Here is a 21,780-nt window from a genome sequence, read left to right on the forward strand (position 1 = left end):
GTTGCCGGCTTGTGGCCAAATCGTCGCCGCCCCGTGTCTTGTCGGTGCCTCTAGTCTTACGTCACTCGGATGGTGTGTCCACGCCCACACTTCTTGGGATTCCTGCCCTGACGGTCGACCAGGCTACCCAAACCGCCGATTGATCTGGCACGCTGGACGCCCGTGCGGACCGAACGGGCTAATGGTGGCGGGCAGGTTGCCCGCAGGGACCCGAAGGTGATCGTCGGGGCGGCCATCATCGAGGACGGGCGAGTGCTGGCCTGTGCCCGATCGGCCCCACCCGAGGTCGCCGGCATGTGGGAATTCCCTGGCGGGAAGGTGGAGCCGGGGGAGAGCGAGACGGCGGCGTTGGCCCGGGAGTGCGCCGAGGAACTCGGCGTACGCGTCGAGGTCGGCGACCGGGTCGGCCGCAGCGTCCGGATGGCACACGGCCGCTCGGTGCTCAAGGTGTACGCGGCCCGCCTGCTGCACGGTGACCGACCGCAGGCGTTGGAGCACTCGGGGATGCGCTGGCTCTCCGCCGCCGAGCTGGACACCGTCACCTGGCTGCCCGCCGACGCCCCCATCGTCGCCGCCCTCCGTCCGCTGCTCGGATCCGCCGACGCCCCGCCCGACGGGCCGGCATCCGAGAGGTAACCCGCCGTACGCGTCAGGTGTTACCGATGGTCAGACGATGGTGCCGAACGGTGCCAGTACGGAGACTGTGACTCCCGGTAGCCGAGAGCATACGGAGCATTGATGAGCGGACGGCCCTCTCATGTCCTCCTGGTGGGTGGCGGCAACGGCGCGTTCCTGGCGCACCGCCCGCAGACCCGCACCACCTTCGTCACCTCCCGCGAACTCCTGACCTGGTTCGGCAGTCTCGGACACCACGCGCGCGTCCTCGCGATCCAGGGTGACGAGCCCGACGACCTGGTCGTCGAGATGGTCCGGTCCATCCACGCGGTCGACCCGTTCGACGCCGTCGCCTGCCTGGGTGAGCCGCTCACCGTGCTGGCGGCGCGCATCGCCACGGCACTCGACCTGCCCGGCGTGCCGCCGCTCTCGGTGGTCCGGCGCATCGTGGACAAGGAGTCGATGCGGACCCACCTGGCCGAGGCCGGCGTCGAGAACGTCCGGGCCCGCACCGTCGAGAGCCTCGCCGAGTTGACCGCGATCGTCGGCGCGGGGCACCCGGAGGCCGCCTGGATCGTGAAGCCGGCCGCCGGTTGCGGAAGCCTGGGCGTGTCGAAGGTGACCCGGGGCAGTGACCTGGCCGCAGCGCTACGACGGGCGTCCGACCAGGAGTCACCGATCGATCCCGACCGCGCCAACCGCCGCGTGATCGTCGAGCCCTTCCTGTCCGGGCCGCAGTTCAGCGTCGAGTCGATCAGTCAGCACGGAGTCACCTCGGTGCTCGCGATCACCCAGAAGTTCTCCCACCCGGAGACGTTCGTCGAACTCGGGCACGTGGTGCCGGCGCAGATCCCCGACGCGGAGGCCGAGGTGGTGCGCGCGTACGTCGTCAGGATGCTCGACGCCCTCGGGTTCACCGACGGTCCCGCCCACACCGAGGTCGTCCTGACCTCGGACGGACCCCGGATCGTGGAGGTCAACGCCCGTCTCGGTGGTGACGACATCGGGCGGATGGCGTCGATCGTCAGCGGGGTGGACATGTCGGCGGCCTCGATCGACCTGGTGCTCGGCGAGCCGGTGCAGGAGCGGCTGCGCAACGCCGAGCCGAGCGGCACCAGCGAGGCGATCTGGTTCGTGACCGCGCCGGAGGCGGGGATCTTCGCCGGGTTGGACGGTGTCGAGGACGCCCAGGCCCTGGGTCCGTCGGTCGAGGTCACCGCACTGGTCCAGGTCGGTGCCCCGGTGGAGCTGCTCTCCGACTCGGGTTCCCGGGTCGCGCAGGTGCGGGCCAGCGCCGCCAGCGCCGAGGAGGCGGTCGGTCTTGCCCAGCGGGCCGCGTGGAAGCTGAACCTGCGGATAGCGAAGCGGGTGCCGGCCGAGGTCGGTGCCGAACACGCGATCTGAGCCGACGGCGACCACGGCCGTCGACGTGGAGATCGCATGGCCATGGCGCGGGAACGAAGCGGGGGGCCGTGGCGGATGCCACGGCCCCCCGGTCGAAACGGGTGTCAGTGCTTCTTGTCGTCCTGCTCCGGATGCGCGAAGTTGAGGTGCTCCGGGGGCAGCGGGAAGGTCACGTCGTCGCCGAAGGGCGAGGGTGCCGCCGCCCGGTCGAAGGTGAGCTCCGTCAGCGGCAGCTTGCCGCTCGCGTCGACCGCCGGGGCGGTCGGCCGGGGCACCTCGCGGTGCCAGTTGACGCCCTGCTGGGCCTGCACCTCGGCGTCGGTGTCGTGGGAGCCGCCCGCGTGCGAGTGCACGCCGTGGCCGCTGGCGCTGGAGCGCACGGCGCCCGGGGTGTGTTCGCTGGTCACGCTGGTCTGAGGCACCTGACCCCTCCGGAAGATCTTGCTACCGAGCCATACGAGTGGATCATACCTGCGATCGACGACCCGTTCCTTCATGGGGATGATCCCGTTGTCGGTGATCTTGATGTGCTCGGGGCAGACCTCGGTGCAGCACTTGGTGATGTTGCAGAAGCCGAGACCCTGTTCCGTCTGCGCGTACTCCTTGCGGTCGGTCCTGGTGTCCAGCGGGTGCATGTCCAGCTCGGCGGCCCGGATGAAGTACCTCGGCCCGGAGAACGCCGGCTTGTTCTCGTCGTGGTCACGGATCACGTGGCAGACGTTCTGGCACAGGAAGCACTCGATGCACTTGCGGAACTCCTGCGAGCGCTCCACGTCGACCTGCTGCATCCGGTAGTCGCCGGGGGCCAGGTCGGCCGGGGGTGCGAAGGCCGGGGTCTCGCGCGCCTTCTCGTAGTTGAACGACACGTCGGTGACCAGGTCCCGGATCACCGGGAAGGTGCGCAGCGGCGTCACCGTGACCGTCTCGTTCTCCTCGAACGTCGACATCCGGGCCATGCAGCTGAGCTTCGGCATCCCGTTGATCTCCATCGAACAGGAGCCGCACTTGCCCGCCTTGCAGTTCCACCGGCACGCCAGGTCGGGCGCGTCGGTCGCCTGCAGGCGGTGGAGCACGTCGAGGACCACCTCGCCCTCGTTCACCTCGATGGCGTAGTCCTGCAGGTCACCCCCGTCGGCGTCACCCCGCCAGATCCGGAAGTTGCGCTTCGTACCCATTCCTCAGCTCTCCTTCCCGGCAGCGTCAGCGGCGGCGACGGCGTCGAACTCGGCCAGTTCCTCGTCGGTCAGGTACTTGGCCAGCTCCGCGCGGTCGAAGAGGCCGATCAGTTCGGTCCGCATCTTCGGCAGCGGCTTGCGCTCCAGCTGGACGGTGTCGCCCTCCAGCGAGCAGACCAGGTTGACCCGGCGCCACTGCGGATCCATCGTCGGGTGGTCCTCGCGGGTGTGGCCGCCGCGCGACTCGCGGCGTTCCAACGCCGCCTTGGCGGTGCACTCCGACACGACCAGCATGTTGCGCAGGTCCAGCGCGAGGTGCCAGCCGGGGTTGTAACGCCGGCCGCCGGAGGCGCTGACCTTCGCCACCCGCTCGCGCAGCTCGGCCAGCCGGACCAGCGCGTCCTCCAGTTCGGCCTCCCGCCGGATGATGCCGACCAGGTCGCCCATCACCGCCTGGAGGTCCTGCTGGAGGGTGTACGGGTTCTCGCCGGTGTCCCGGTGCAGCGGGGCCAGCGCGGTCTCCACCGCGTGCTCCACCGCCTCCACGGCCACCCGGGGGCGCCCGCCGAGCTGGTCGAGGTAGGTGGCCGCGTGGCCACCCGCGCGCTTGCCGAAGACCAGCAGGTCGGAGAGGGAGTTGCCGCCCAGCCGGTTCGAGCCGTGCATCCCGCCGGAGACCTCACCGGCGGCGAACAGGCCCCGCACCGATCCGTGCGCGGCACCGCTGTCCGGGTCGACCTCGATGCCGCCCATCACGTAGTGGCAGGTCGGGCCGACCTCCATCGGTTCCTTGGTGATGTCGACGTCGGCCAGGCCCTTGAACTGGTGGTGCATCGACGGCAGGCGGCGACGGATCTCCTCGGCCGGCAGTCGGGAGGCGATGTCCAGGTAGACGCCGCCGGCCGGGGTGCCCCGCCCCTCCTTGACCTCGGTGTTGATCGCCCGGGCCACCTCGTCGCGGGGCAGCAGCTCCGGCGGACGCCGGTTGTTGTCCGGGTCGGTGTACCAGCGGTCCGCCTCCTCCTCGGTCTCCGCGTACTGCTTGCGGAAGACGTCGGGGACGTAGTCGAACATGAACCGCTTGCCCTCGGAGTTCTTGAGCACGCCGCCGTCACCGCGTACCGACTCGGTGACCAGGATGCCCTTGACCGAGACCGGCCAGACCATGCCGGTGGGGTGGAACTGGAGGAACTCCATGTTGATCAGGGTCGCCCCGGCACGCAGCGCCAGCGCGTGGCCGTCCCCGGTGTACTCCCACGAGTTCGAGGTGACCTTGTAGGAGCGACCGACGCCGCCGGTGGCGAGCACCACGGCGGGCGCCTCGAAGAGGACGAACTCCCCGGACTCCCGGTAGTAGCCGAACGCGCCGGCGACCCGGTCACCGTCGAGCAGCAGTTCGGTGATGGTGGTCTCGGCGAAGACCTTGATCCGGGCGTCGTACGAGCCGTGGTCGCGCTTGTCCTCCTGCTGCAGGGAGACGATCTTCTGCTGGAGGGTGCGGATCAGCTCCAGGCCGGTCCGGTCGCCGACGTGCGCCAACCGGGGGTACTCGTGGCCGCCGAAGTTGCGCTGCGAGATCTTGCCGTCCTTCGTACGGTCGAACAACGCCCCGTACGTCTCCAGCTCCCAGATCCGCTGCGGCGACTCCTTCGCGTGCAGCTCCGCCATCCGGAAGTTGTTCAGGAACTTGCCGCCGCGCATGGTGTCCCGGAAGTGCACCTGCCAGTTGTCCCGGCTGTTCACGTTCCCCATGGCCGCCGCGGCGCCGCCCTCGGCCATCACCGTGTGCGCCTTGCCGAACAGCGACTTGGAGATGATGGCGGTCTTCTTGCCGGCCAGCCGCGCCTCGATCGCCGCGCGCAGGCCGGCGCCGCCGGCCCCGATCACGACGACGTCGTAGTGGTGTCGCTCGATGCGGGTGGTGGTGCTCGGTCCGTGCTGAGGATTGGTCATGTCGGGGGCCCTTAGTTGATGAACCGCAGGTCGGAGATCCACCCGGCGGCGATCGACATGACGTAGAAGTCGGTCAGCGCCAACGTGCCGAGGGTGATCCAGGCGAGCTGCATGTGCCGGACGTTCAGCCAGGAGACGAAGCCCCAGGCCCGGTAGCGGACCGGATGCTTGGAGAAGTTCTTGAGCCGTCCGCCGATGATGTGCCGGCAGGAGTGGCAGGAGATGGTGTACGCCCAGAGCATCACCACGTTGCCGACCAGGATCAGGTTGCCCAGGCCGAAGCCGAAGCCCTCGGGACTGCGGAAGGCGGCGATCGCGTCCCAGGTATTGATCAACGAGATGATCGCGGCGAAGTAGAAGAAGTACCGGTGCGAGTTCTGCACGATCAGCGGGAACCGGGTCTCGCCGCCGTAGCTGGCGTGACCGTCGGGCACCGCGCAGGCCGGCGGCGAGAGCCAGAACGACCGGTAGTACGCCTTGCGGTAGTAGTAGCAGGTGAGCCGGAACAGCAGCAGGAACGGCAGGGTGAACGCGGCGTCCGGGATGATCCACCAGCCCGGCAGGTACTGCCCGAAGTGCGACGCCTCCGGAATGCACCGGTCGGTCACGCAGGGGGAGTAGAACGGGGTCAGGTAGTGGTACTCCTCGACCCAGTACCACCGGTGCATGAAGACCCGGACCGTCGCGTACGTGATCCATGCGCCGAGCCCGATGACGGTGATCAGTGGCGCGAGCCACCAACGGTCCGTACGCAACGTCTTCGCCGCGATGGCGGCACGTGCCCGCGCCCCCCGCGGTTTCGGTTTCGTTGCCGATGATGTCATTCGCGTCGTCTCCCTGACGGGGCCCTGTCACGGGCGGCGGAACACTTCCGGTCGGCAGGCGGACCGGTCATCCCGCGCCCACGTGCCACGTCATGCGCACACCAACGACCGCACCGGGTTTGTCGGCGCAGCTAAGTGACACACGTTACGCCGATCTAGGCGGGCCGTCCGCGCAAGGCAGTGTCCCGTGTGTCCCGAACTTTGGAAAGTCTCTCGCCATGATCAATATGTGAGCGTCCGAAAAAGATCGACAAACGGCCGATGAGCTGGTCAGCCGGACGCCCCGCCGGTGAAGTTCCACGCGGCCAACCGCAGCGACGGCGCCTCCCGCCAGACACCGTCGAAGCGGTCCGGCTGGCGTACCGCCCGGCGACCCACCTCCAGCACCCCGCCCGGCGCCAGCGCCCGGGGGTACGACTCGGTGAAGCGCAGGTCCCGGACCGCGTGGGTGACCCGACCCTCCTCGACCAGCCAGACCCCGTTACGGGTCAGCCCGGTCACCACGAGACTCTTCGGATCGAGCACCCGGGTGTACCAGAGGTCGCTGACCAGCAGGCCACGCCCCATCCGGGAGACCAGGGCCGCGGTGTCGGCGTCCACCGTCGCCCCGCTCGGCGGCACCGTCGCCCCGACCGTCTCCACCGCCTCGGCCCGACCGGACGGGACCAGCCGCAGGTTGCGCGGCATCGGACCGAACGTGGCGCTGCCGGGCGCGGCGTGACCGGTCGAGGTGGTGCCCGACTCGGCGGCGCTGCGCCGGTCATGTGCCACCGCCGTGGTGGTGCCCGCGTCCACCAGGGTCACCGTGCCGGTCGGCGTGCCCTCCAGGTCGAACGGCAACCCGCTGGCGCCGAGCGGATCGTCGACGAGTGTCACCGCCGGGTCGAGCTGCGCCGTTCCGGGCTCGGCGAACGACTGCCGCTCGGCGTACCGCTTGCCGTTGAAGCCGTACCAGGCGAGGTTCTGCAACAGGTCCGCCACCGCGGCCGGCTCCAGCACCACCGGGTACCGCCCCGGCGCCAACTCGATCGGGTCCAGGGCCGCCCGCGCCTTCGCGGCGGCCCGTCGCCCGAGAGCGGCGCCGTCGAGGTCGGCCAGCCGGTCGACGCAGTGCCGGGCCATCCCGTCCGCGCCACCGGCCCGGGCGATCCCGTCCATCGCGGCCTCCGCCGTGCGACCCTGCGCCGAGTGTCCGGCCGAGTTGGCGAACGCCACCGACCGGTGCGCGGTGCGGCAGTAGCCGGCCGTCTCCAACCCGTCGGCCGCGTCGACGAAGGCCCGCACCAGATCGGCCCGCTCGTCCGGACCGGCGTCGGCGGTGGCGGCGTCCCAGAGCGCCGGTGCCGGCATCGTCGTCGGCGGGGTCAGGCCGGGCCAGCCCCGGTCCGGCGGCGTGAAACGGGTCGCCGCCACCACCCGCTCCACCAGCGCGCGCAACCCGTCGGTGCTGACCGCGCTGCCCACCCCGGTGGCGGTACGCCCCGCCAGGTGCAGCCGCAGCCGGACCTCCACGGCGGACTCGGCGACGTTCTGGTGGATCGCCGAGTTCGCGAACCGGGTCAACGCCAACTCGCCCCGGGACACCGTCACCTCGGCCTGGGCGTCCGTCCCGCCCAGCCGGGCGACCAACTCCACCACCCGCCCGGCCAGCTCCAGCTCGTTCATGACGCCACTCCGCTTCGCTGCGTGCCGTCATTTTGGCTGAGCTTGATGATTCGCTCGCTGCGCTCGTTCATGACGCCACTCCGCTTCGCTGCGTGTCGTCATTTTGGCTGAGCTTGATGATTCGCTCGCTCATGCGCGCACTCCTACCCGGACGCCGCGGAAGCGGGCCGGTGCCGCCGGATGGCCGGTGTGGCCGGTCTGGCCCGGCTGGCCCTTGCCGCAGTTCGGGGTGCCCCAGGGGACGATCTCGGAGGAGAGCATGTCCATCGAGCGCCAGAACTGCGGCCCGATGCCGGTGTACGTGGGATTGCGGACCATCCGCCCGCGCCGGCCGTTGCGGATCTCCCAGCCGATCTCGCAGCCGAACTGGAAGTTGAGCCGCTTGTCGTCGATCGACCAGGACCGGTTGACGTCCATCAGCACCCCCTCGTCGGTGGCGGCGACGATCTCCTCCAGGGTGTGCGGGCCGGGTTCCAGGCCCACGTTGGTCATCCGCACCATCGGCAGCCGGGCCCAGCCGTCGGCGCGTACGCTGCCGCCGTAGTCCAGGCCCGCGACGGCGGCCGAGTCCCGGCCGGCCAGCACGCCCACCCACCGCCCGTCCCGGACCGCGTCACGCCGGACCGCCGGTGAGCCCTCGTCGTCGTAGCCGAAGCTGCCCAGCGCGCCGGGGATGGTCGGGTCGATGGTGATGTTCATCAGGTCGGAGCCGTACCGCAGCGAGCCGAGCCGGTCGAGGTCCAGCCAGGACGTGCCGGCGAAGGCCGCCTCCCACCCGAGGATGCGGTCGAGTTCGATGGCGTGCCCGACCGACTCGTGGATCTGGAGCGCCAACTGCTCGCCGCCGAGGATCAGGTCGGTCTCGCCGGCCGGGCAGAGCGGCGCGGTCAGCAGCGCCCGGGACTCCTCCGCGATGCGGGCCGCGTGCGCGGTCAGGTCCAGTGAGTCGACCAGTTCCCAGCCGGTGGTGCCGTACTGCCCGCGATAGCTCGGCCAGGACCGGCGCTGCGTCTCGCCGTCGCCGACCGAGGTGGCCGAGATGCCCGCACCGCACTCGCGGATGTGCTGGTCGATGCGGTGGCCCTCGCTGGAGACGAACCACTTCGAGGTGTCCCAGACCTGGTAGAGGCCCTCGGTCAGGTCGGCGCCGTGCTCGGCCATCGTGCGGGTCGCCGCCACCAGCAGGTCACCCTTGGCGGCCAGCGAGACGCCGAGCGGATCCACCTCGCACGGCGAGGCCCAGCTCGCCGTGGTCGGCGTCGACGGCACCAGGTCCACCGGGGGGCCGGGCACCCGCGCGCTCGCGGCGGCGATCCGTGCCGCCCGCCGGCCGGCGTCACGGGCGGTCGCGTCGGAGACCTCGGGTACGGCGTGGAAGCCCCAGCTCGACCCGACCAGCGCGCGGACGCCCAGCCCGATGCTCTCGTCCTGGGTCAGTGCCTCCACCTCGCCGTTGCGGGCCGTCATCGACTCGTAGCGCCGGTGCATCACGCGGACGTCCGCGTACCGGGCGCCGGCGTCCAGCGCGGCCTGCACGGCGACCTCGGCCGCGTCGAACTCGGTCATCCCCGCACCCCGTCGTGCTCGCTCATGGGCCGACCCTAGGCCAGCCGACCGACGTACGCGCGACGGACGGCTCGTGCCGTGCCGGGCCCTGAGATGTAAGGAGGGGTCCCCTGCTATGCACGAGGCGTTAGTAAGGTGCCCTTCCTTACACCGACAGGTGGGTGCGGAGGAAGTCGAGTTCCAGGCGCAGGAGGCGCTCGGCGAGCCCACCGGCGGCCATGTGCGTCGCACCGGTCAGCGGCAGCACCGAGTGCGGTCGGCCGGCGGCCAGCAGCGCGGCCGAGAACCGCAGCGTGTGCGCGGCCACCACGTTGTCGTCCACCATGCCGTGCACCAGCAGCAGCGGCCGGGCCTGCGCCGGGTCGGTGGGCGGCTCGGCGGCCGCCTCCACCAGCGAGTGATGGGCGTACACGTCCGGGCCGTCGTCGGGCAGGCCGAGATACCGCTCGGTGTACGCGGTGTCGTAGAGGGCCCAGTCGGTCACCGGCGCGCCGGCGATCCCGCACTTGAACAGCTCGGGGTGGCGCAGCACCGCGAGCCCGGCCAGCCAGCCGCCGAACGACCAGCCGCGTACCCCGACCCGGGACAGGTCCAGGTCCGGGTGCTTGTCGGCGAGCGCGGTCAGCGCCTCCACCTGGTCGAGCAGGATCACGTCGGCGAGCCGCCGGTGGATGGCCTTCTCGAACGACGGCGCGATGCCGGGCGTACCCCGGTTGTCGACCACCACCACCGCGAAGCCGGCGTCGGCCCACCACTGCCGTTCCAGCCAGGCCGCGCGGGCGGCGACCACCTCCTGGTGCCCCGGCCCGCCGTACACGTCGAGCAGCACCGGCAGCCGACGGCCGGTGACGTGGTTGTCCGGGTAGAGCACGGCCGAGGGCAGGCGTCGGTCGGTGACCCGTTCCAGCAGCGGCAGCGGGGAGTAGCGGGGCGTGGCCGCCAGCGACCGGAGCACGGCCACCTCGCGGTCGCCCTGCCGGACCGTCCACCGCACACCCGGGTGGTCGAGCGAGGCGACGCCGACGACCAGCACGTCCCCGCCGACCGCACCGTGGTGCCATCCCGCGTCGCTGGTCAGGCGGCGGGCGTCGACGCCGCCGCCGATGCTGGTGCGGACCCGGAACAGGTGCTGCTCGCTCGGTTCGCCGTCGCTCGCCTCGACCAGCAGGTCCGCCGGCCCGGTGCCGGTGGCCAGCCGGCCCACCACCCGGCGGACGTAGAGCGAGGGCGGGGTGAGCAGGGTGCCGTCGGCGAAGAGGCACCGCGCGTCGTACCCGTCGTGGGCGAGTTCGCCGCCGACCAGCACCCGCCCGTCCGGCAGGTGTGCGGGCGTACCGGCGATCGGCTCCACCCAGCGCGGGTCGGCCAGTTCGGCGTGCACCTGGGTCTCGCCGGTGCGCGGGTCGACGGCGAGCACCAGCCCGTGCTGCTGCGCGCGGCGCAGCACGGTGACCAGCGGAGCACCCTCGGCCCAGTGCACCGCGGTCAGGTACGGGTAGGTCTCCCGGTCCCAGTGCACGTCCACCCAGCCGCCGTCGAGGTCCAACAGGTGCAGGCTGACCTCCGCGTTGGGTCCACCGGCCACCGGGTACGCGACGCTGACCGGCGGGCTCGCCGGCTGCGCCGGGTCGTGCAGGTGCCAGCGGGGCAGCCGGGACTCGTCGACCCGGGCGGCCAGCACCGACCGGCCGTCCGGTGCCCACCAGTAGCCCCGGTGCCGGTCGAACTCCTCCGCCGCGATGTGCTCGGCCAGCCCCCACAGCACCCCGGAGTCCTCGCCGGCCAGGATCGTGTCGGTGCCGTCGACGTCGACGATCCGCAGTTCGCCCCGGCGTACCCCCTCGGCGGCGTCGGTGACGTACGCGAGCCGTTGGCCGGTCGGGTCCGGCCGGGGATCGAGGACCGGGCCGGCGGCCGGCACCTCGATCACGTCGCCGTGCACCAGGTCGGCCCGGAACAGCCGACCGGCCAGTGCGAACACCGCCACCCGGCCGGCGGCGTCCAGGGCGTACGCGCCGATGCCGGCGGCGGAGAGCCGCAGCCGCTCCCGTCGGGCCCGTTCGCCGGGGCTGAGCGCGGCCGGGTCGGCGTCCTCGCCGAGCAGCGCGACCGGGTCGGCGACCAGGTGTTCCTCGCCGCTCGCCACGTCCAGCTGCCAGAGCGCGTCGGCCGGGTCCTCCGGCCCCGCGGAACGCAGGAAGACCACCCGGGCCCCGTCGTCGGCCACGGAGACGGCGCGCGGCGCCCCGTGGCTGAACCGGCGGGTGCGGGCGGCCAGCTCGGGAAAGTCCACAGGCCAGATCGTATGCGGCGGCCGAGCGCGATGTGCCGGACCCGAGCGGACGCGTCGGGGGTGATCGGCGAGAACCGCCGGTTAGAGTGACCCTCGTGACGACGCTGCCCGACCGCCGCCTGTTGCTGGTCCACGCGCACCCCGACGACGAGTCCATCGGCACCGGTTCGACCATGGCGCACTACGCCGCCACCGGGGCCCACGTCACCCTGGTCACCTGCACACTCGGCGAGGAGGGCGAGATCCACGTGCCGGAGCTGGTCGGGCTCGCCGCCGCCGAGGCCGACCAGCTCGGGGGGTTCCGGATCGCCGAGCTGGCCGCCGCCTGCGCCGAGCTCGGCGTGACCGACCACCGCTTCCTCGGTGGCGCCGGACGCTACCGCGACTCGGGGATGATGGGCCTGGCCACCAACGACCACCCGCGCGCCTTCTGGCAGGCCGACCTGGACGAGGCCGCCGGCCAGCTGCTGGAGGTGATCCGGGAGGTACGCCCGCAGGTGGTGATCACCTACGACGGGAACGGCTTCTACGGCCACCCCGACCACATCCAGGCGCACCGGGTCGCGATGCGGGCCGTCGAGCTGGCCGCCGCCGAGGGGATCGCCCCGGCGAAGGTCTACTGGACGGCCATGCCGCAGAGCGTCCTGGAGGCCGGGATGACGCACTTCGAGGAGTCCTCGGACAACCCCTTCGCCGGCATCGAGAACGCCACCGACCTGCCCTTCTGCACGCCGGACAAGGACATCGCGGCGCGGATCGACGCGACCGAGCAGCACGCCGCGAAGGAGGCGGCGATGCGGGCGCACGCCACCCAGATCCCGGCCACCTCCTGGCTCTACTCGATCGCCGGCAACTTCGGCGCCGAGTTCATGGGCGTGGAGTACTTCACCCTCGCGGTGGGCGCGAAGGGACCGGGCAGCGGCCCGTACGGCTGGGAGTCGGACCTGTTCGCCGGGCTGGAGACCGCCGACGACCCGGATCGCACACCGGTCGGTACGGCCGGTCTCCGGTGACCGTGCCCACCGCGATGTCGGTCGCCCCGCCCGGACACCAGCCGCCACCGCCCGCGCGGGCCTGGCGGCGACCCGTGGACCTCGGCCTGCGGGCGCTCGGCGGGGTGGTCGCCCTGGTCGCCGGGGCGGTGACGGCGGTGCTGGAGTTGCTGCTCGCCCCGCTGCGGGTCGGTGGGTACCTGATCGGGGCGGCGGTGCTGGTGGCCGTGCTCGCGAACATCGTGCTGAGCTGGTTCGCCATGGAGACGGTGGGGTCCCGGTGGGCGGTGGTGCTGCCGGCGCTGCCGTGGGTCGTGATCATGGTGGCGGCGGCCGACCGGACCACCGAGGGCGACGTGCTGCTGGTCGGCAACTGGGTGGGGCTCACGTTGGTGGTGGCCGGGTCGATGACCTTCGCGGTGATGGCGTTCCGGTCGATCCTCGCGCCGAACCCGCCGTCCAGGCGGTACTGACGCCACCCCGTCCCGGGTGATAGACATTCCTGCCAGGAGGCCCGCCACCGGGGCGGGCGGTACGGCGGGAGGCGTGCGATGGGGCAGCGGTGGCGCGCGATCGGAGTGCTCGCGATCGCGTTGTTCGCGGTCAACGTGGTCGCCCGACTGGTGATCCGGTTCGGCTTCGACGGTGACGAGGCCGCCGCCGATCGGGTGACCCTCGGGATGTTCGCGGTGATCGGGTTGATCCTGGCCGGGATGGCCTACTCGTGGGGCCAGTCGCGTCCGGTGGCCCAGTGGGGCCCCGAGCTGGCCGGCGCGATCGGCATCGCGCTCGCGCTGACCATGTTCGTCGGGCCGCTGCTGGTGGGCCGGAGCCCGTTCGCCGACGGCAGCGCCACCTTCTTCTGGCAGGTCGTGCTCTACCTCGTCGCGACCACCGTCGGCACGATCCTGGGTTACCTGCTGCTCACCACGCTGGGCCGCGACCACCGGTCGCAGAGCCTCCAGGAGTACGCGGAGAGCGGCTCGGGCAAGCCGCGTCGCAGCGTGCGTCGCTGACCGGGTACGCCCGGCACGGGTCGCGCCGTCAGCTCGGGGCGATCCGGCTCCGGTAGGTGTGGTGGGTGGTGAAGCCCAGCGTCCGGTAGAGCGTCACGGCGGGCACGTTGTGCTGTTCGACCTGGAGGAACACGTCGGTGGCGCCGGCCGTGCCGGCCCACTCGGCGAGCGCGCCGATGACGGCCACGGCCACCCCTCGGCGGCGGGCCTCGGGCAGCACCTCGATCAGGGACAGTCCGAGCCAGCGGCCCGCGCCGGTGACGGTGCCCCGGCCGACCCCGACCAGCGTGTCCCCGTCGTACGCGTGCGCGAAGCGGACCTGTCCGACGGCGGTGAGCACGTGCCGGGCGGCGGCCGGCAGCCCGCCCTTGCGGCCGGCGGCCACCGTGAGCCAGTCGTCCGTCGGCGCGGCGGCCAGTTCGACGGCGGGTGCGGCGGCGGTGGCCGCGCGGGTAACCCGGCCGTCGGGTGCGGTCAGGGCGGCCAGCGGCACGGTCTGCACCAGCACCAGCGGGCGGCTCTCCCAGCCGCGCAGGTCGAGTTCGGCGCCGACCGGTGCGGCCAGCGGCAACGGCGTGTTGACGATCGCCGGCCGGCCCCGTTCGGCGTACCAGCGCTCGACCGCGTCGAGTGCGGCCGGCAGCGGCCGGTCGGGGTCGCCGACCGGCAGCGCGGAGTTGGCGCGGCCGGTCCAGCCGTCGGCGGAGCGCAGCAGCCAGTCGCCGAGCCGACCCCGGACGGGCGCCGGCCACGCCTCGTCGGCGGCGAGTTCCAGCGCGACCACGGCGTCGGCGGTGGGCCGGCGGGTCGGCGGGACCCGTTTGGCGCGGTGCACCTCGGCGATCGGTACGCGCAGCCGACCCTGCCGGGTGGTCATCGTGAGGTGGGTCTCGGTCAGCTCGACCAGCTCGCCGAGGGCGTCGGTGAACACCGGCCGACCGGCGCGTGAGCCCACGATCCGCCGGACCACGATCCGGTGTCCCACATCCTGCTCTCGGAGCACGATCGACCTCCTCCCCGGCGAGATACTAGGCTCTTACCGTCGCGTGTGATCGCGACGAGTCTTGCGGAGGAGAAGACCGGTGACCTACATCATCGCCGAGCCGTGCGTGGATGTGCTCGACAAGGCATGCATCGAGGAATGCCCGGTCGACTGCATTTACGAGGGCAACCGGATGCTCTACATCCACCCCGACGAGTGCGTCGACTGTGGTGCCTGTGAGCCTGTGTGCCCGGTCGAGGCGATCTTCTACGAGGACGACGTCCCCGAGCAGTGGAAGGACTACACCGGCGCAAACTACGAGTTCTTCGAGGACCTGGGCTCGCCCGGGGGTGCCTCAAAGGTCGGCAAGGTGGAGAAGGACGCCACCTTCGTCGCCGCGCAGCCGCCGCGCGGCGAGGGGCACTGAACGCCCCCGCGCCGGTCTCGTCGCGGCTGCCCGAGTTCACCTGGGACACGCTGGACGCCGCGGCGACCCTGGCCGCGGCGCATCCGGACGGCCTGATCAACCTCTCCATGGGCACGCCGGTCGATCCGGTGCCCGAGGTGATCCGGCGTGCGCTGGCCGAGGCGTCGGACGCACCGGGGTACCCGCTCACCGCCGGTACCCCGGACCTGCGTGCGGCGATCACGGCCTGGGTGGCCCGGTCCTGCGGGGCGGGCGTCGACGGGCTCGGGGTGCTGCCGACGATCGGGTCGAAGGAGCTGGTCGCCTGGTTGCCGACCCTGCTGGGGCTCGGGCCGGGTGACGTCGTGGTGGTGCCGTCGGTGGCCTACCCCACCTACGAGGACGGGGCCCGGCTGGCCGGGGCCACCACGGTCCGCGCCGACTCGCTGACCGCGGTCGGTCCGACCTCCCGGGTACGCCTGGTCTGGGTCAACTCGCCGGGCAACCCGACCGGCCGGGTGCTGCCCGCCGCCCACCTGCGCAAGGTGGTGGACTGGGCCCGGGAGCGTGGCGCCGTGGTCGCCAGCGACGAGTGTTACCTGCCGCTGGGCTGGGACGCCGAGCCGGTCTCGGTGCTCTCGCCGGAGGTCTGCGGCGGCTCGTACGACTCGGTGCTGGCCGTGCACTCGCTCTCCAAGCGGTCCAACCTCGCCGGGTACCGGGCGGGGTTCGTGGCCGGTGACCCCGCTCTGGTGGCCGAGCTACTCAAGATCCGCAAGCACGCGGGGATGATCGTGCCCAAGCCGGTGCAGGCGGCGATGGTGGCCGCGCTGCACGACGAGGAGCACGCCACCGCGCAGCGGGAGCGTTACCGGGCACGCCGGGAGGTCCTGCGGGCCGCGTTCACCGGGGCCGGGTTCACCGTCACGCACTCCGAGGCGGGGCTCTACCTCTGGCTGACCCGGGGCGAGGACTGCTGGGACACGGTCGACTGGCTGGCCCGGCGCGGCATCCTGGTCGCCGCCGGTGTCTTCTACGGGCCCACCGCCGGGCAGTACGTCCGGGTGGCGCTGACCGAGTCCGACGAGCGGGTCGCCGCCGTCGCCGCCCGCCTCGCCGGCCCCTGATGCGCGCGGCGGTGGTCGGCACCGGCCTGATCGGCGGGTCGGTGCTGCTCCGGCTGCACGCCGCCGGGCTGGACGTGACGGGCTGGGACCCGGACGACGCGACCCGCCGCCAGGCCCGGCTGGCCGGCGTACCCACCTCCGAGCGGCTGACCGACGCGGTGGCCGGCCGGGACGTGGTGTTCCTCGGCGGGCCGCTGCCGACCCTGCCGGAGACCCTGGTCGAGGTGGCCGCGGCGACCGGGCCGGACTGCCTGCTCACCGACGTCGGCAGCACCAAGGCCGAGCTGGCCGCATTCGCCGCGACCCGGGGCCTGACCCACCGCTTCGTGCCCGGTCATCCGATGGCCGGCACCGACCGGGCCGGTCTCGGTGCGGCCCGGCCCGAGCTGTTCGCGGGCGCCGCCTGGGTGCTCTGTCCCGCGCCGGACGGGCTGGGCGCGTTCCGCCGGCTGGCCGCCCTGGTCACCGAGGTGATCGGGGCCCGGGTGGTGCCGATGGCGGCGGACCGGCACGACGCCGTGGTCGCGCTCTCCTCGCACGTGCCGCACCTGCTCGCCGGTGCCCTGGCCGGTGCCGCCCAGCGCTCGCCGCTGCGCGACGCCGTGCTGACGCTGGCCGCCGGCAGCTTCCGCGACGGCACCCGGGTCGCCGGCACCCCGGCCCCGCGCACCGCGAACATGCTGCGCGGCAACCGTGAGCAGGTGCTGGCCGCCCTGGCCGAGGTCACCGCCTACCTCGACGAGCTGACCGAGGCGCTGCGAGCCGGTGACGGTGACGCGCTCACCGCCCGGTACGCCGAGGCGGGTGCCGCCCGGGTCGCCCTCGCCGGACGGCCGTACCAACCGACGGTCCGCCCGTTCCCGGTCGACGGTGAGGCCACCGCCGAGGTCGCCTGGCTGACCGGGCTGGGCGCGGCGGGCGGTCACCTCAGCGGGTGCCGGGTCCTCGACGAGGTGGTCTCGTACACTGCGCAGCTCCCGCAGGCCGGCTGATCCGTCGGGCGGGACGCATCGGTGGGCGCGGTACGTGAGCCGCCGCTAGGGTGAGGGCATGGTGGACGGACCGGTGGTGACCGTACGCGGTGAGGCGTACCGGGAAGTCGCTCCGGAGGAGGCCCGGTTCGCGGTGACCGCGCTCGCGCGCGACCGGGAGCGCGAGCCCACGCTGACCCGGCTGGCCGAGCGGGCCGCCGCGATCCGGGTGCTGCTCGACTCGTACGGGCCGACGATCGACCGCCGCGAGACCGGCGACCTGCGGGTGCGGCCCGAGACACGACGGTCCGGCGAGCGGGTGGTGGCCTGGCACGGCTCGGTGGTGACCACGGTGACGGTCAGCGACTTCACCGCGCTCGGCGAACTGATGCTGCGGCTGGCCGACCAGGACCAGGTGGCGGTCGCCGGGCCCTGGTGGTCGCTGCGGCCGGACAGCCCGGCCTACCGGGAGGCCCGGCATGCCGCGATCGCCGATGCCCTGCTGCGCGCCCGCGAGTACGCCGAGGCGCTCGACGCGCGGGTGACCGACCTGATCGAGCTCGCCGACGAGGGCGGCGGGCAGCCGATGATGGCCCGGATGTCGTTCGACGCCGGTGGGGTCGAGTCGACCGCCGTGCCGGAGTTGGAGCTCGATCCGCAACCACAGTCGGTGCACGCGGCGGTGCGGGCCCGGTTCGCGATCACCCGGCCGGTCCTGTCCTGATGACCGAGGCCCGGGTGCTGCCCGTCGACGAGTTGGTGCGGCGGGCCCGCGCCCTGGCCGACGCGGGTCCCCGGCAACTGCTCGGCATCACCGGCGCACCCGGTGCGGGCAAGTCCACGCTGGCCGCCGAGGTGGTCGCGGCGATCGGTGCGTCCGCCCGGCTGGTGCCGATGGACGGATTCCACCTGGCCCAGGCCGAGTTGCACCGGCTGGGCCGCGCCGCCCGCAAGGGGGCGATCGACACCTTCGACGCCAACGGGTACGTCTCGCTGATGCGCCGCCTGCGGCGCAAGGAGCCGACGTCGGTCTGGGCGCCGGAGTTCCGCCGGGAGCTGGAGGAACCGATCGCGGGCGCGATCGAGGTGCCGCCGGAGGTCCGGCTGGTGGTGACCGAGGGCAACTACCTGCTCGTGCCGGACTGGCCGTGGGACGAGATGCGGGCGTTGCTGCACGAGGCGTGGTTCCTGGATCTCGACGGCGACCTGCGACGGCGTCGGCTCGTGGCCCGGCACGTCGGGTACGGCCGGTCGGCCGAGGAGGCGCGCGCCTGGGCGCTGGGCAGCGACGAGGTCAACGCCGCGCTGGTGGCCGAGACCGCCGTCCGGGCCGACCTGGTGGTCCGGCTAGCCGACCCCCCTCCGGGGTGACGGCACGGCCCGACGCAGCATCCACGCCACCCGGGACCGTTCCCGCTGGAACTCGGCCGCCTCCGGGTATCCGCTGTGGCTGCGGATCGGCGGGTCGGCCACCTCGCCGTCGCTCGGGTGCAGTGCCTCCGGGTCGGTGACCGCGATGTCGCGTTCCCCGGCGGTGACCGGCCACCCGAGCGGGTCGGTGTCCCGCCAGAAGTTCGTCCACCGGGTCCCGGCCGAGGGGCGGGTCAGTGCCCGGGTCAGCACCGGCAGCCGGTCCGGGCCGAAGTACGCCGGGAAGATCCGGCCGTAGAGCCGGGTGAGCTGGCACCCGTAGGAGAAGAACCAGATCCGTTGCCGCCAGCGTTGCGGGATCTGGAGGATGACGGCGGTGCAGATGACGGTGCCCTGGCTGTGTCCGGAGAGGATGATGCCGTCCACCCGGCGGGGATCGTGTTCGGTCAGCGCGAGCAGCCCGGCGGTGCGGGTGAGCAGTTCCGGCACGGCCCGTTCGGCGTAGCTCGGTGGGGCGAGCGGGTGCGCGGCGCGCGGCCAGAACGTGCCGACGTCCCAGACCACGCCGACCGACCGCCGGACCGTGTCGTTGCGGTAGACCAGCAGACCGATCGCGGCGATCGCCAGAGGCAGCCACCCGAGCAGCCGGTCACCGACGTCGGCGACGACCCCGATGACGGTGCCGGTGGTGCCCGAGGTGAGATCGTGCGGGCGGGCGGGGGAGAGCACGACCATGCAGCCGAGCGCGGCGAGTGTCCCCGCGGTGCCCGCGTACCAGCCGATCAGTCGCAGTGCGTGTTCGCCGACCAGGCGGTGCAGGGCCTGGTGGGTGCTGACGTCCCGGGCGCGGCGCAGGTCGTGCGCGGAGAGACCGCCTTCTGCCCGCAGCTCGGCGTACTCCTGCCGGCGCAGTCGGCGGAACAGCACGACGGCACGGATCGCGACCAGGGCGAGCAGCAGCAGTGCCATGCCGAAGACCAGACCGGACCAGGTCACCGGGACCGGCGGCACCACCGGGGGACGTCCGCTGTCGGTGGCGTCCCGGTTGAGCAGGTCGCTGACCCAGTAGAGCAGGCCGGTGCTGTACGCGAGGCAGAGCAGCCACCCGAATCCGGCGATGACGGCCGGGCCGCGACCACGCCAGGCCAGGTCCGTGTAGGGCCCGAGGGGCTGGGTCACGTCGCTGGGTCGGGTACGCGGCATCAGGAGGCCGGTTGCGGCGAGGAGCAGCAGTGCCGGGACGACCTGCCACACCGCGAGCGGTGCCGGCGGCAGGAACGGCAACCAGCCCTGGCACCAGGCGGCGCCGACGGTGATCAGCACCGTGGCGGCGGCCGGTGTGGCACCGCCGCGCCGCCCGGAGCGGGCGGTCGCGCCGATCGCGATGAGTAGCAGCAGTTGGCCGGTGCCGAGCCAGGCGAGGACCCGGTCGAAGCCGGGCAGGGACCGGTCCTCCTGGCAGCCCGGCAGTGACGACGCGTCGCCGCAGCCGGCGGGTGGGCGGAGGGTGGCCAGCTGTGCCGCACCGCCCGCGCTGTCCGGCAGCATCAGCACCAGGACGGTGCCGACCAGCCCGAGGCCGGTGAGGACGATGACGGTGACGCTCCACGGGCCGAGCGGCGTCGCCCCGTCGCGCCGGGTCAGGAACGGCCGGCCGATCGCCACCACCGTGATCACGACGACCGCGACGAGCAACGCCACGGTGGGCCAGGCGATGACCGCCCGGGCTCCGTGCGGTGGGTGCAGGGCGAGGGTGGTACCGAGCGGGACGGCGACGGCGGCCACCGTACCGGTGCAGAGGTGCAGGACGGCGGCGCGGCGGAGCTGCCCCTCGCCCCACCAGAAGGTGGGATCTTCGAGTGGGTTGGCGAGCGGGCCCCGGGGTGGCTCGGGCGGCGACGGCGGCTCCTGTTCCGGCTGGCCGTCGGGCAGGTCGGCGTCGGCCGGTCCGGGTGGCTGGCGGACCGGCGGATCGGTCGGGTCGGCGGGCATCACCGCCTCGTACTGGTAGGTCCGCCAGGCGACCAGGCCGAGCACCACGATCAGGGCGAGCGGCACGAGCAGTCCGACCGCGAGCGCGCGGCTGCCCCGCTGCCACCAGGGGTCGGCGAGGAACTGCCAGGGCCCCGGGATCCGGCCCAGGCAACTGTCGTCGACGCACTGCCAGCCGATGAGGTCGACGCCGACGCCGGTGAGCGCCAGCACGGGTGTGGCCGTCAGCGTCAGGCAGAACAGTCGGATCAGCCAGGCGGTGATCCCGGACCGGCTGGCGAACCGTTCGCTGGTCGGGTCGGCCGGGATGCCGGGCCGGGCGTGCAGCGCCACGTTGGCCAGGGTGAAGGGCAGCAGCAGCGTCCACAGGGCCCGCTCCACGTCGCGCGCGGTCCGCGCGCCCGAGGTCAACTGCCCCCAGCTGTACGCCTCGACCACGATCGGGTCGCCCGTCGAGGTGCCGGGGGAGCGGTAGAAGCCGGTGACCGGTCCTCCGGCGACCAGTCGCGGCGGAGCGGGCTCGGTGCCCGGTTCGGTGGGCACACCCAGGGTCTCGGCCGGCGGCGTGTTCGACACGCCGTGTACGCGCAGTTCGAGGATCCGACCGCTCATGGCACGCCTCCCGGTGACGACTCTGTAACCCAGAGTGCCTGAACTGTGGAGGGAGTGCCATCCACCGCGAGGATGTTTTCGCAGGTAGGAACGTTTTTCGCGGAGATTGGTCCGGTCCGGACGGTGACCGAGTGTGCGGGGGTTATTGGTCCAGTTGGCGGACCGGGCGGGCCGGGTTGCCGACGGCGACGACGTTGGCGGGCAGGTCCTTGGTCACCACGGCACCCGCGCCGACCACCGTGTTCTCCCCGACGGTGACACCGGCCAGGACGATCGCCCCGCCGCCCAGCCATACGTTGTCGCCGATGGTGATCGGCTTGGCCGCCTCCCACTTCGCCCGGCGCTGCTCCGGGTCCACCGGGTGGGTCGGGGTGAGCAGTTGTACGTTCGGGCCGACCTGCACGTCCGCGCCGATCGTGATCGGTGCGACGTCGAGGAAGACCGCATTGAAGTTCACGAAGCTGCGTGGCCCGATCCGGATGTGGTAGCCGTAGTCGCAGTAGAACGGCGGGCGGATCCAGGTGTCCTCGCCGAGTTCGCCGAGCAGTTCCCGCAGTGCGGCGAGCCGGGCGTCGGGGTTGTCGGCGGGGCTGGTGTTGACGCGTTCCATCAGTCGGGCGGCGCGTTGGAGGTCGGCGAGGATCTCCGGCCCCTCGGCGAGGTACGGCTCTCCGGCCAGCATGCGTTCCTTCATGGATGCCACCCGCACGATCATGCCGTCATCCGCGACGCGCTGGTATCGACTTCGTCGAATTCTTGACTCCTTTGTGCATACTCGGTATGCAATCCTGGCAGGTGTCGATGTGACTCACATCG

19 protein-coding genes are annotated in these 21,780 nt (G+C 72.6%); 10 read left to right on the forward strand and 9 right to left on the reverse strand.

Features of this window, described 5'->3' with window-relative positions; translation table 11 throughout:
• Positions 1-162 precede the first annotated feature (162 nt).
• Together ABZ738_RS02990 and ABZ738_RS02995 are read left to right on the forward strand one after the other, a co-directional pair.
• The gene (locus ABZ738_RS02990) at positions 163-636 is read left to right on the forward strand and encodes a (deoxy)nucleoside triphosphate pyrophosphohydrolase (protein ID WP_131052713.1); all 474 of its coding nucleotides are present in this window, start codon (positions 163-165) and stop codon (positions 634-636) included.
• Between the two features lie 102 nt (positions 637-738).
• Positions 739-2,019, forward strand: coding sequence for an ATP-grasp domain-containing protein (locus ABZ738_RS02995; RefSeq protein WP_357210569.1), 1,281 nt, complete (start codon positions 739-741; stop codon positions 2,017-2,019).
• A 104-nt stretch (positions 2,020-2,123) separates the two neighbouring features.
• Here the strand turns inward: ABZ738_RS02995 and ABZ738_RS03000 are convergent, their stop codons facing one another.
• The 6 genes from ABZ738_RS03000 to ABZ738_RS03025 all read right to left on the reverse strand — a co-directional run bounded on the left by ABZ738_RS03000 (position 2,124) and on the right by ABZ738_RS03025 (position 11,495).
• Positions 2,124-3,194, reverse strand: coding sequence for a succinate dehydrogenase/fumarate reductase iron-sulfur subunit (locus tag ABZ738_RS03000; RefSeq protein WP_131052711.1), 1,071 nt, complete (start codon positions 3,192-3,194; stop codon positions 2,124-2,126).
• Positions 3,195-3,197: 3 nt separating this feature from the next.
• Positions 3,198-5,147, reverse strand: coding sequence for a fumarate reductase/succinate dehydrogenase flavoprotein subunit (locus tag ABZ738_RS03005; protein WP_357210570.1), 1,950 nt, complete (start codon positions 5,145-5,147; stop codon positions 3,198-3,200).
• Positions 5,148-5,158: 11 nt separating this feature from the next.
• Positions 5,159-5,971: a hypothetical protein gene (locus ABZ738_RS03010; protein ID WP_131052709.1), complete on the reverse strand. Its 813-nt coding sequence runs from the start codon at positions 5,969-5,971 to the stop codon at positions 5,159-5,161.
• 270 nt (positions 5,972-6,241) lie between these two features.
• Positions 6,242-7,636 carry a metallopeptidase TldD-related protein gene (locus ABZ738_RS03015; RefSeq protein ID WP_357210573.1) on the reverse strand — a complete coding sequence of 465 codons (1,395 nt, stop codon included), beginning with the start codon at positions 7,634-7,636 and terminating at the stop codon, positions 6,242-6,244.
• A gap of 129 nt (positions 7,637-7,765) precedes the next feature.
• The gene (locus ABZ738_RS03020) at positions 7,766-9,202 is read right to left on the reverse strand and encodes a TldD/PmbA family protein (RefSeq protein ID WP_357210575.1); all 1,437 of its coding nucleotides are present in this window, start codon (positions 9,200-9,202) and stop codon (positions 7,766-7,768) included.
• A 145-nt stretch (positions 9,203-9,347) separates the two neighbouring features.
• Complete coding sequence (locus ABZ738_RS03025) at positions 9,348-11,495, reverse strand: prolyl oligopeptidase family serine peptidase (RefSeq protein WP_131056364.1); 2,148 nt, start codon at positions 11,493-11,495, stop codon at positions 9,348-9,350.
• Between the two features lie 86 nt (positions 11,496-11,581).
• Between ABZ738_RS03025 and mshB the strand changes: the two genes are divergently transcribed.
• The 3 genes from mshB (at position 11,582) to ABZ738_RS03040 (ending at position 13,503) form a co-directional block, all read left to right on the forward strand.
• Entirely contained in the window at positions 11,582-12,508 is a 927-nt protein-coding gene (gene mshB, locus ABZ738_RS03030) for an N-acetyl-1-D-myo-inositol-2-amino-2-deoxy-alpha-D-glucopyranoside deacetylase (protein WP_131056366.1), read from the forward strand.
• Between the two features lie 14 nt (positions 12,509-12,522).
• The gene (locus tag ABZ738_RS03035) at positions 12,523-12,960 is read left to right on the forward strand and encodes a hypothetical protein (RefSeq protein WP_131056371.1); all 438 of its coding nucleotides are present in this window, start codon (positions 12,523-12,525) and stop codon (positions 12,958-12,960) included.
• A 78-nt stretch (positions 12,961-13,038) separates the two neighbouring features.
• On the forward strand, positions 13,039-13,503 hold the full coding sequence (locus tag ABZ738_RS03040) for a hypothetical protein (RefSeq protein WP_131056368.1): 465 nt from the start codon (positions 13,039-13,041) through the stop codon (positions 13,501-13,503).
• 28 nt (positions 13,504-13,531) lie between these two features.
• Here the strand turns inward: ABZ738_RS03040 and ABZ738_RS03045 are convergent, their stop codons facing one another.
• Positions 13,532-14,506, reverse strand: a complete 975-nt coding sequence (locus ABZ738_RS03045; RefSeq protein WP_357210578.1) for a GNAT family N-acetyltransferase — start codon at positions 14,504-14,506, stop codon at positions 13,532-13,534.
• Between the two features lie 79 nt (positions 14,507-14,585).
• Between ABZ738_RS03045 and fdxA the strand changes: the two genes are divergently transcribed.
• Genes fdxA through ABZ738_RS03070 form a run of 5 tightly spaced genes read left to right on the forward strand, consistent with a single transcriptional unit; the run spans position 14,586 to position 18,360 of the window.
• A complete protein-coding gene (gene fdxA / locus ABZ738_RS03050; RefSeq protein ID WP_030490464.1) occupies positions 14,586-14,912 on the forward strand; it encodes a ferredoxin in 327 nt (108 codons plus the stop codon).
• Positions 14,909-16,018 carry a succinyldiaminopimelate transaminase gene (gene dapC / locus ABZ738_RS03055; RefSeq protein ID WP_357210927.1) on the forward strand — a complete coding sequence of 370 codons (1,110 nt, stop codon included), beginning with the start codon at positions 14,909-14,911 and terminating at the stop codon, positions 16,016-16,018. Before fdxA ends, dapC begins: the two co-directional genes overlap by 4 nt.
• A complete protein-coding gene (locus tag ABZ738_RS03060) occupies positions 16,018-17,010 on the forward strand; it encodes a prephenate dehydrogenase/arogenate dehydrogenase family protein (RefSeq protein WP_236146008.1) in 993 nt (330 codons plus the stop codon). The genes dapC and ABZ738_RS03060 overlap by 1 nt, the downstream gene beginning before the upstream one ends.
• 58 nt (positions 17,011-17,068) lie before the next feature.
• Positions 17,069-17,713 carry an SIMPL domain-containing protein gene (locus ABZ738_RS03065; RefSeq protein ID WP_131057043.1) on the forward strand — a complete coding sequence of 215 codons (645 nt, stop codon included), beginning with the start codon at positions 17,069-17,071 and terminating at the stop codon, positions 17,711-17,713.
• Entirely contained in the window at positions 17,713-18,360 is a 648-nt protein-coding gene (locus ABZ738_RS03070) for a nucleoside/nucleotide kinase family protein (protein WP_131057041.1), read from the forward strand. The genes ABZ738_RS03065 and ABZ738_RS03070 overlap by 1 nt, the downstream gene beginning before the upstream one ends.
• Here the strand turns inward: ABZ738_RS03070 and ABZ738_RS03075 are convergent.
• Both ABZ738_RS03075 and ABZ738_RS03080 read right to left on the reverse strand, forming a co-directional pair.
• The gene (locus ABZ738_RS03075; RefSeq protein WP_357210582.1) at positions 18,337-20,964 is read right to left on the reverse strand and encodes a hypothetical protein; all 2,628 of its coding nucleotides are present in this window, start codon (positions 20,962-20,964) and stop codon (positions 18,337-18,339) included. The genes ABZ738_RS03070 and ABZ738_RS03075 overlap by 24 nt on opposite strands.
• Before the next feature lie 142 nt (positions 20,965-21,106).
• Positions 21,107-21,667, reverse strand: a complete 561-nt coding sequence (locus ABZ738_RS03080; protein ID WP_357210585.1) for a sugar O-acetyltransferase — start codon at positions 21,665-21,667, stop codon at positions 21,107-21,109.
• Positions 21,668-21,780 lie beyond the last annotated feature (113 nt).

This window comes from Micromonospora sp. NPDC047793, from assembly GCF_040642635.1.
Lineage (GTDB): Bacteria > Actinomycetota > Actinomycetes > Mycobacteriales > Micromonosporaceae > Micromonospora.

Coding starts and splice junctions, on each gene's coding strand:
- ABZ738_RS02995 (WP_357210569.1), top strand. CDS start 739: ATGAGCGGACGGCCCTCTCATGTCCTCCTGGTGGGTGGCGGCAACGGC.
- ABZ738_RS03000 (WP_131052711.1), bottom strand. CDS start 3,194: ATGGGTACGAAGCGCAACTTCCGGATCTGGCGGGGTGACGCCGACGGG.
- ABZ738_RS03005 (WP_357210570.1), bottom strand. CDS start 5,147: ATGACCAATCCTCAGCACGGACCGAGCACCACCACCCGCATCGAGCGA.
- ABZ738_RS03010 (WP_131052709.1), bottom strand. CDS start 5,971: ATGACATCATCGGCAACGAAACCGAAACCGCGGGGGGCGCGGGCACGT.
- ABZ738_RS03015 (WP_357210573.1), bottom strand. CDS start 7,636: ATGAACGAGCTGGAGCTGGCCGGGCGGGTGGTGGAGTTGGTCGCCCGG.
- ABZ738_RS03020 (WP_357210575.1), bottom strand. CDS start 9,202: ATGACCGAGTTCGACGCGGCCGAGGTCGCCGTGCAGGCCGCGCTGGAC.
- ABZ738_RS03035 (WP_131056371.1), top strand. CDS start 12,523: ATGTCGGTCGCCCCGCCCGGACACCAGCCGCCACCGCCCGCGCGGGCC.
- ABZ738_RS03040 (WP_131056368.1), top strand. CDS start 13,039: ATGGGGCAGCGGTGGCGCGCGATCGGAGTGCTCGCGATCGCGTTGTTC.
- ABZ738_RS03060 (WP_236146008.1), top strand. CDS start 16,018: ATGCGCGCGGCGGTGGTCGGCACCGGCCTGATCGGCGGGTCGGTGCTG.
- ABZ738_RS03065 (WP_131057043.1), top strand. CDS start 17,069: ATGGTGGACGGACCGGTGGTGACCGTACGCGGTGAGGCGTACCGGGAA.
- ABZ738_RS03070 (WP_131057041.1), top strand. CDS start 17,713: ATGACCGAGGCCCGGGTGCTGCCCGTCGACGAGTTGGTGCGGCGGGCC.
- ABZ738_RS03075 (WP_357210582.1), bottom strand. CDS start 20,964: ATGAGCGGTCGGATCCTCGAACTGCGCGTACACGGCGTGTCGAACACG.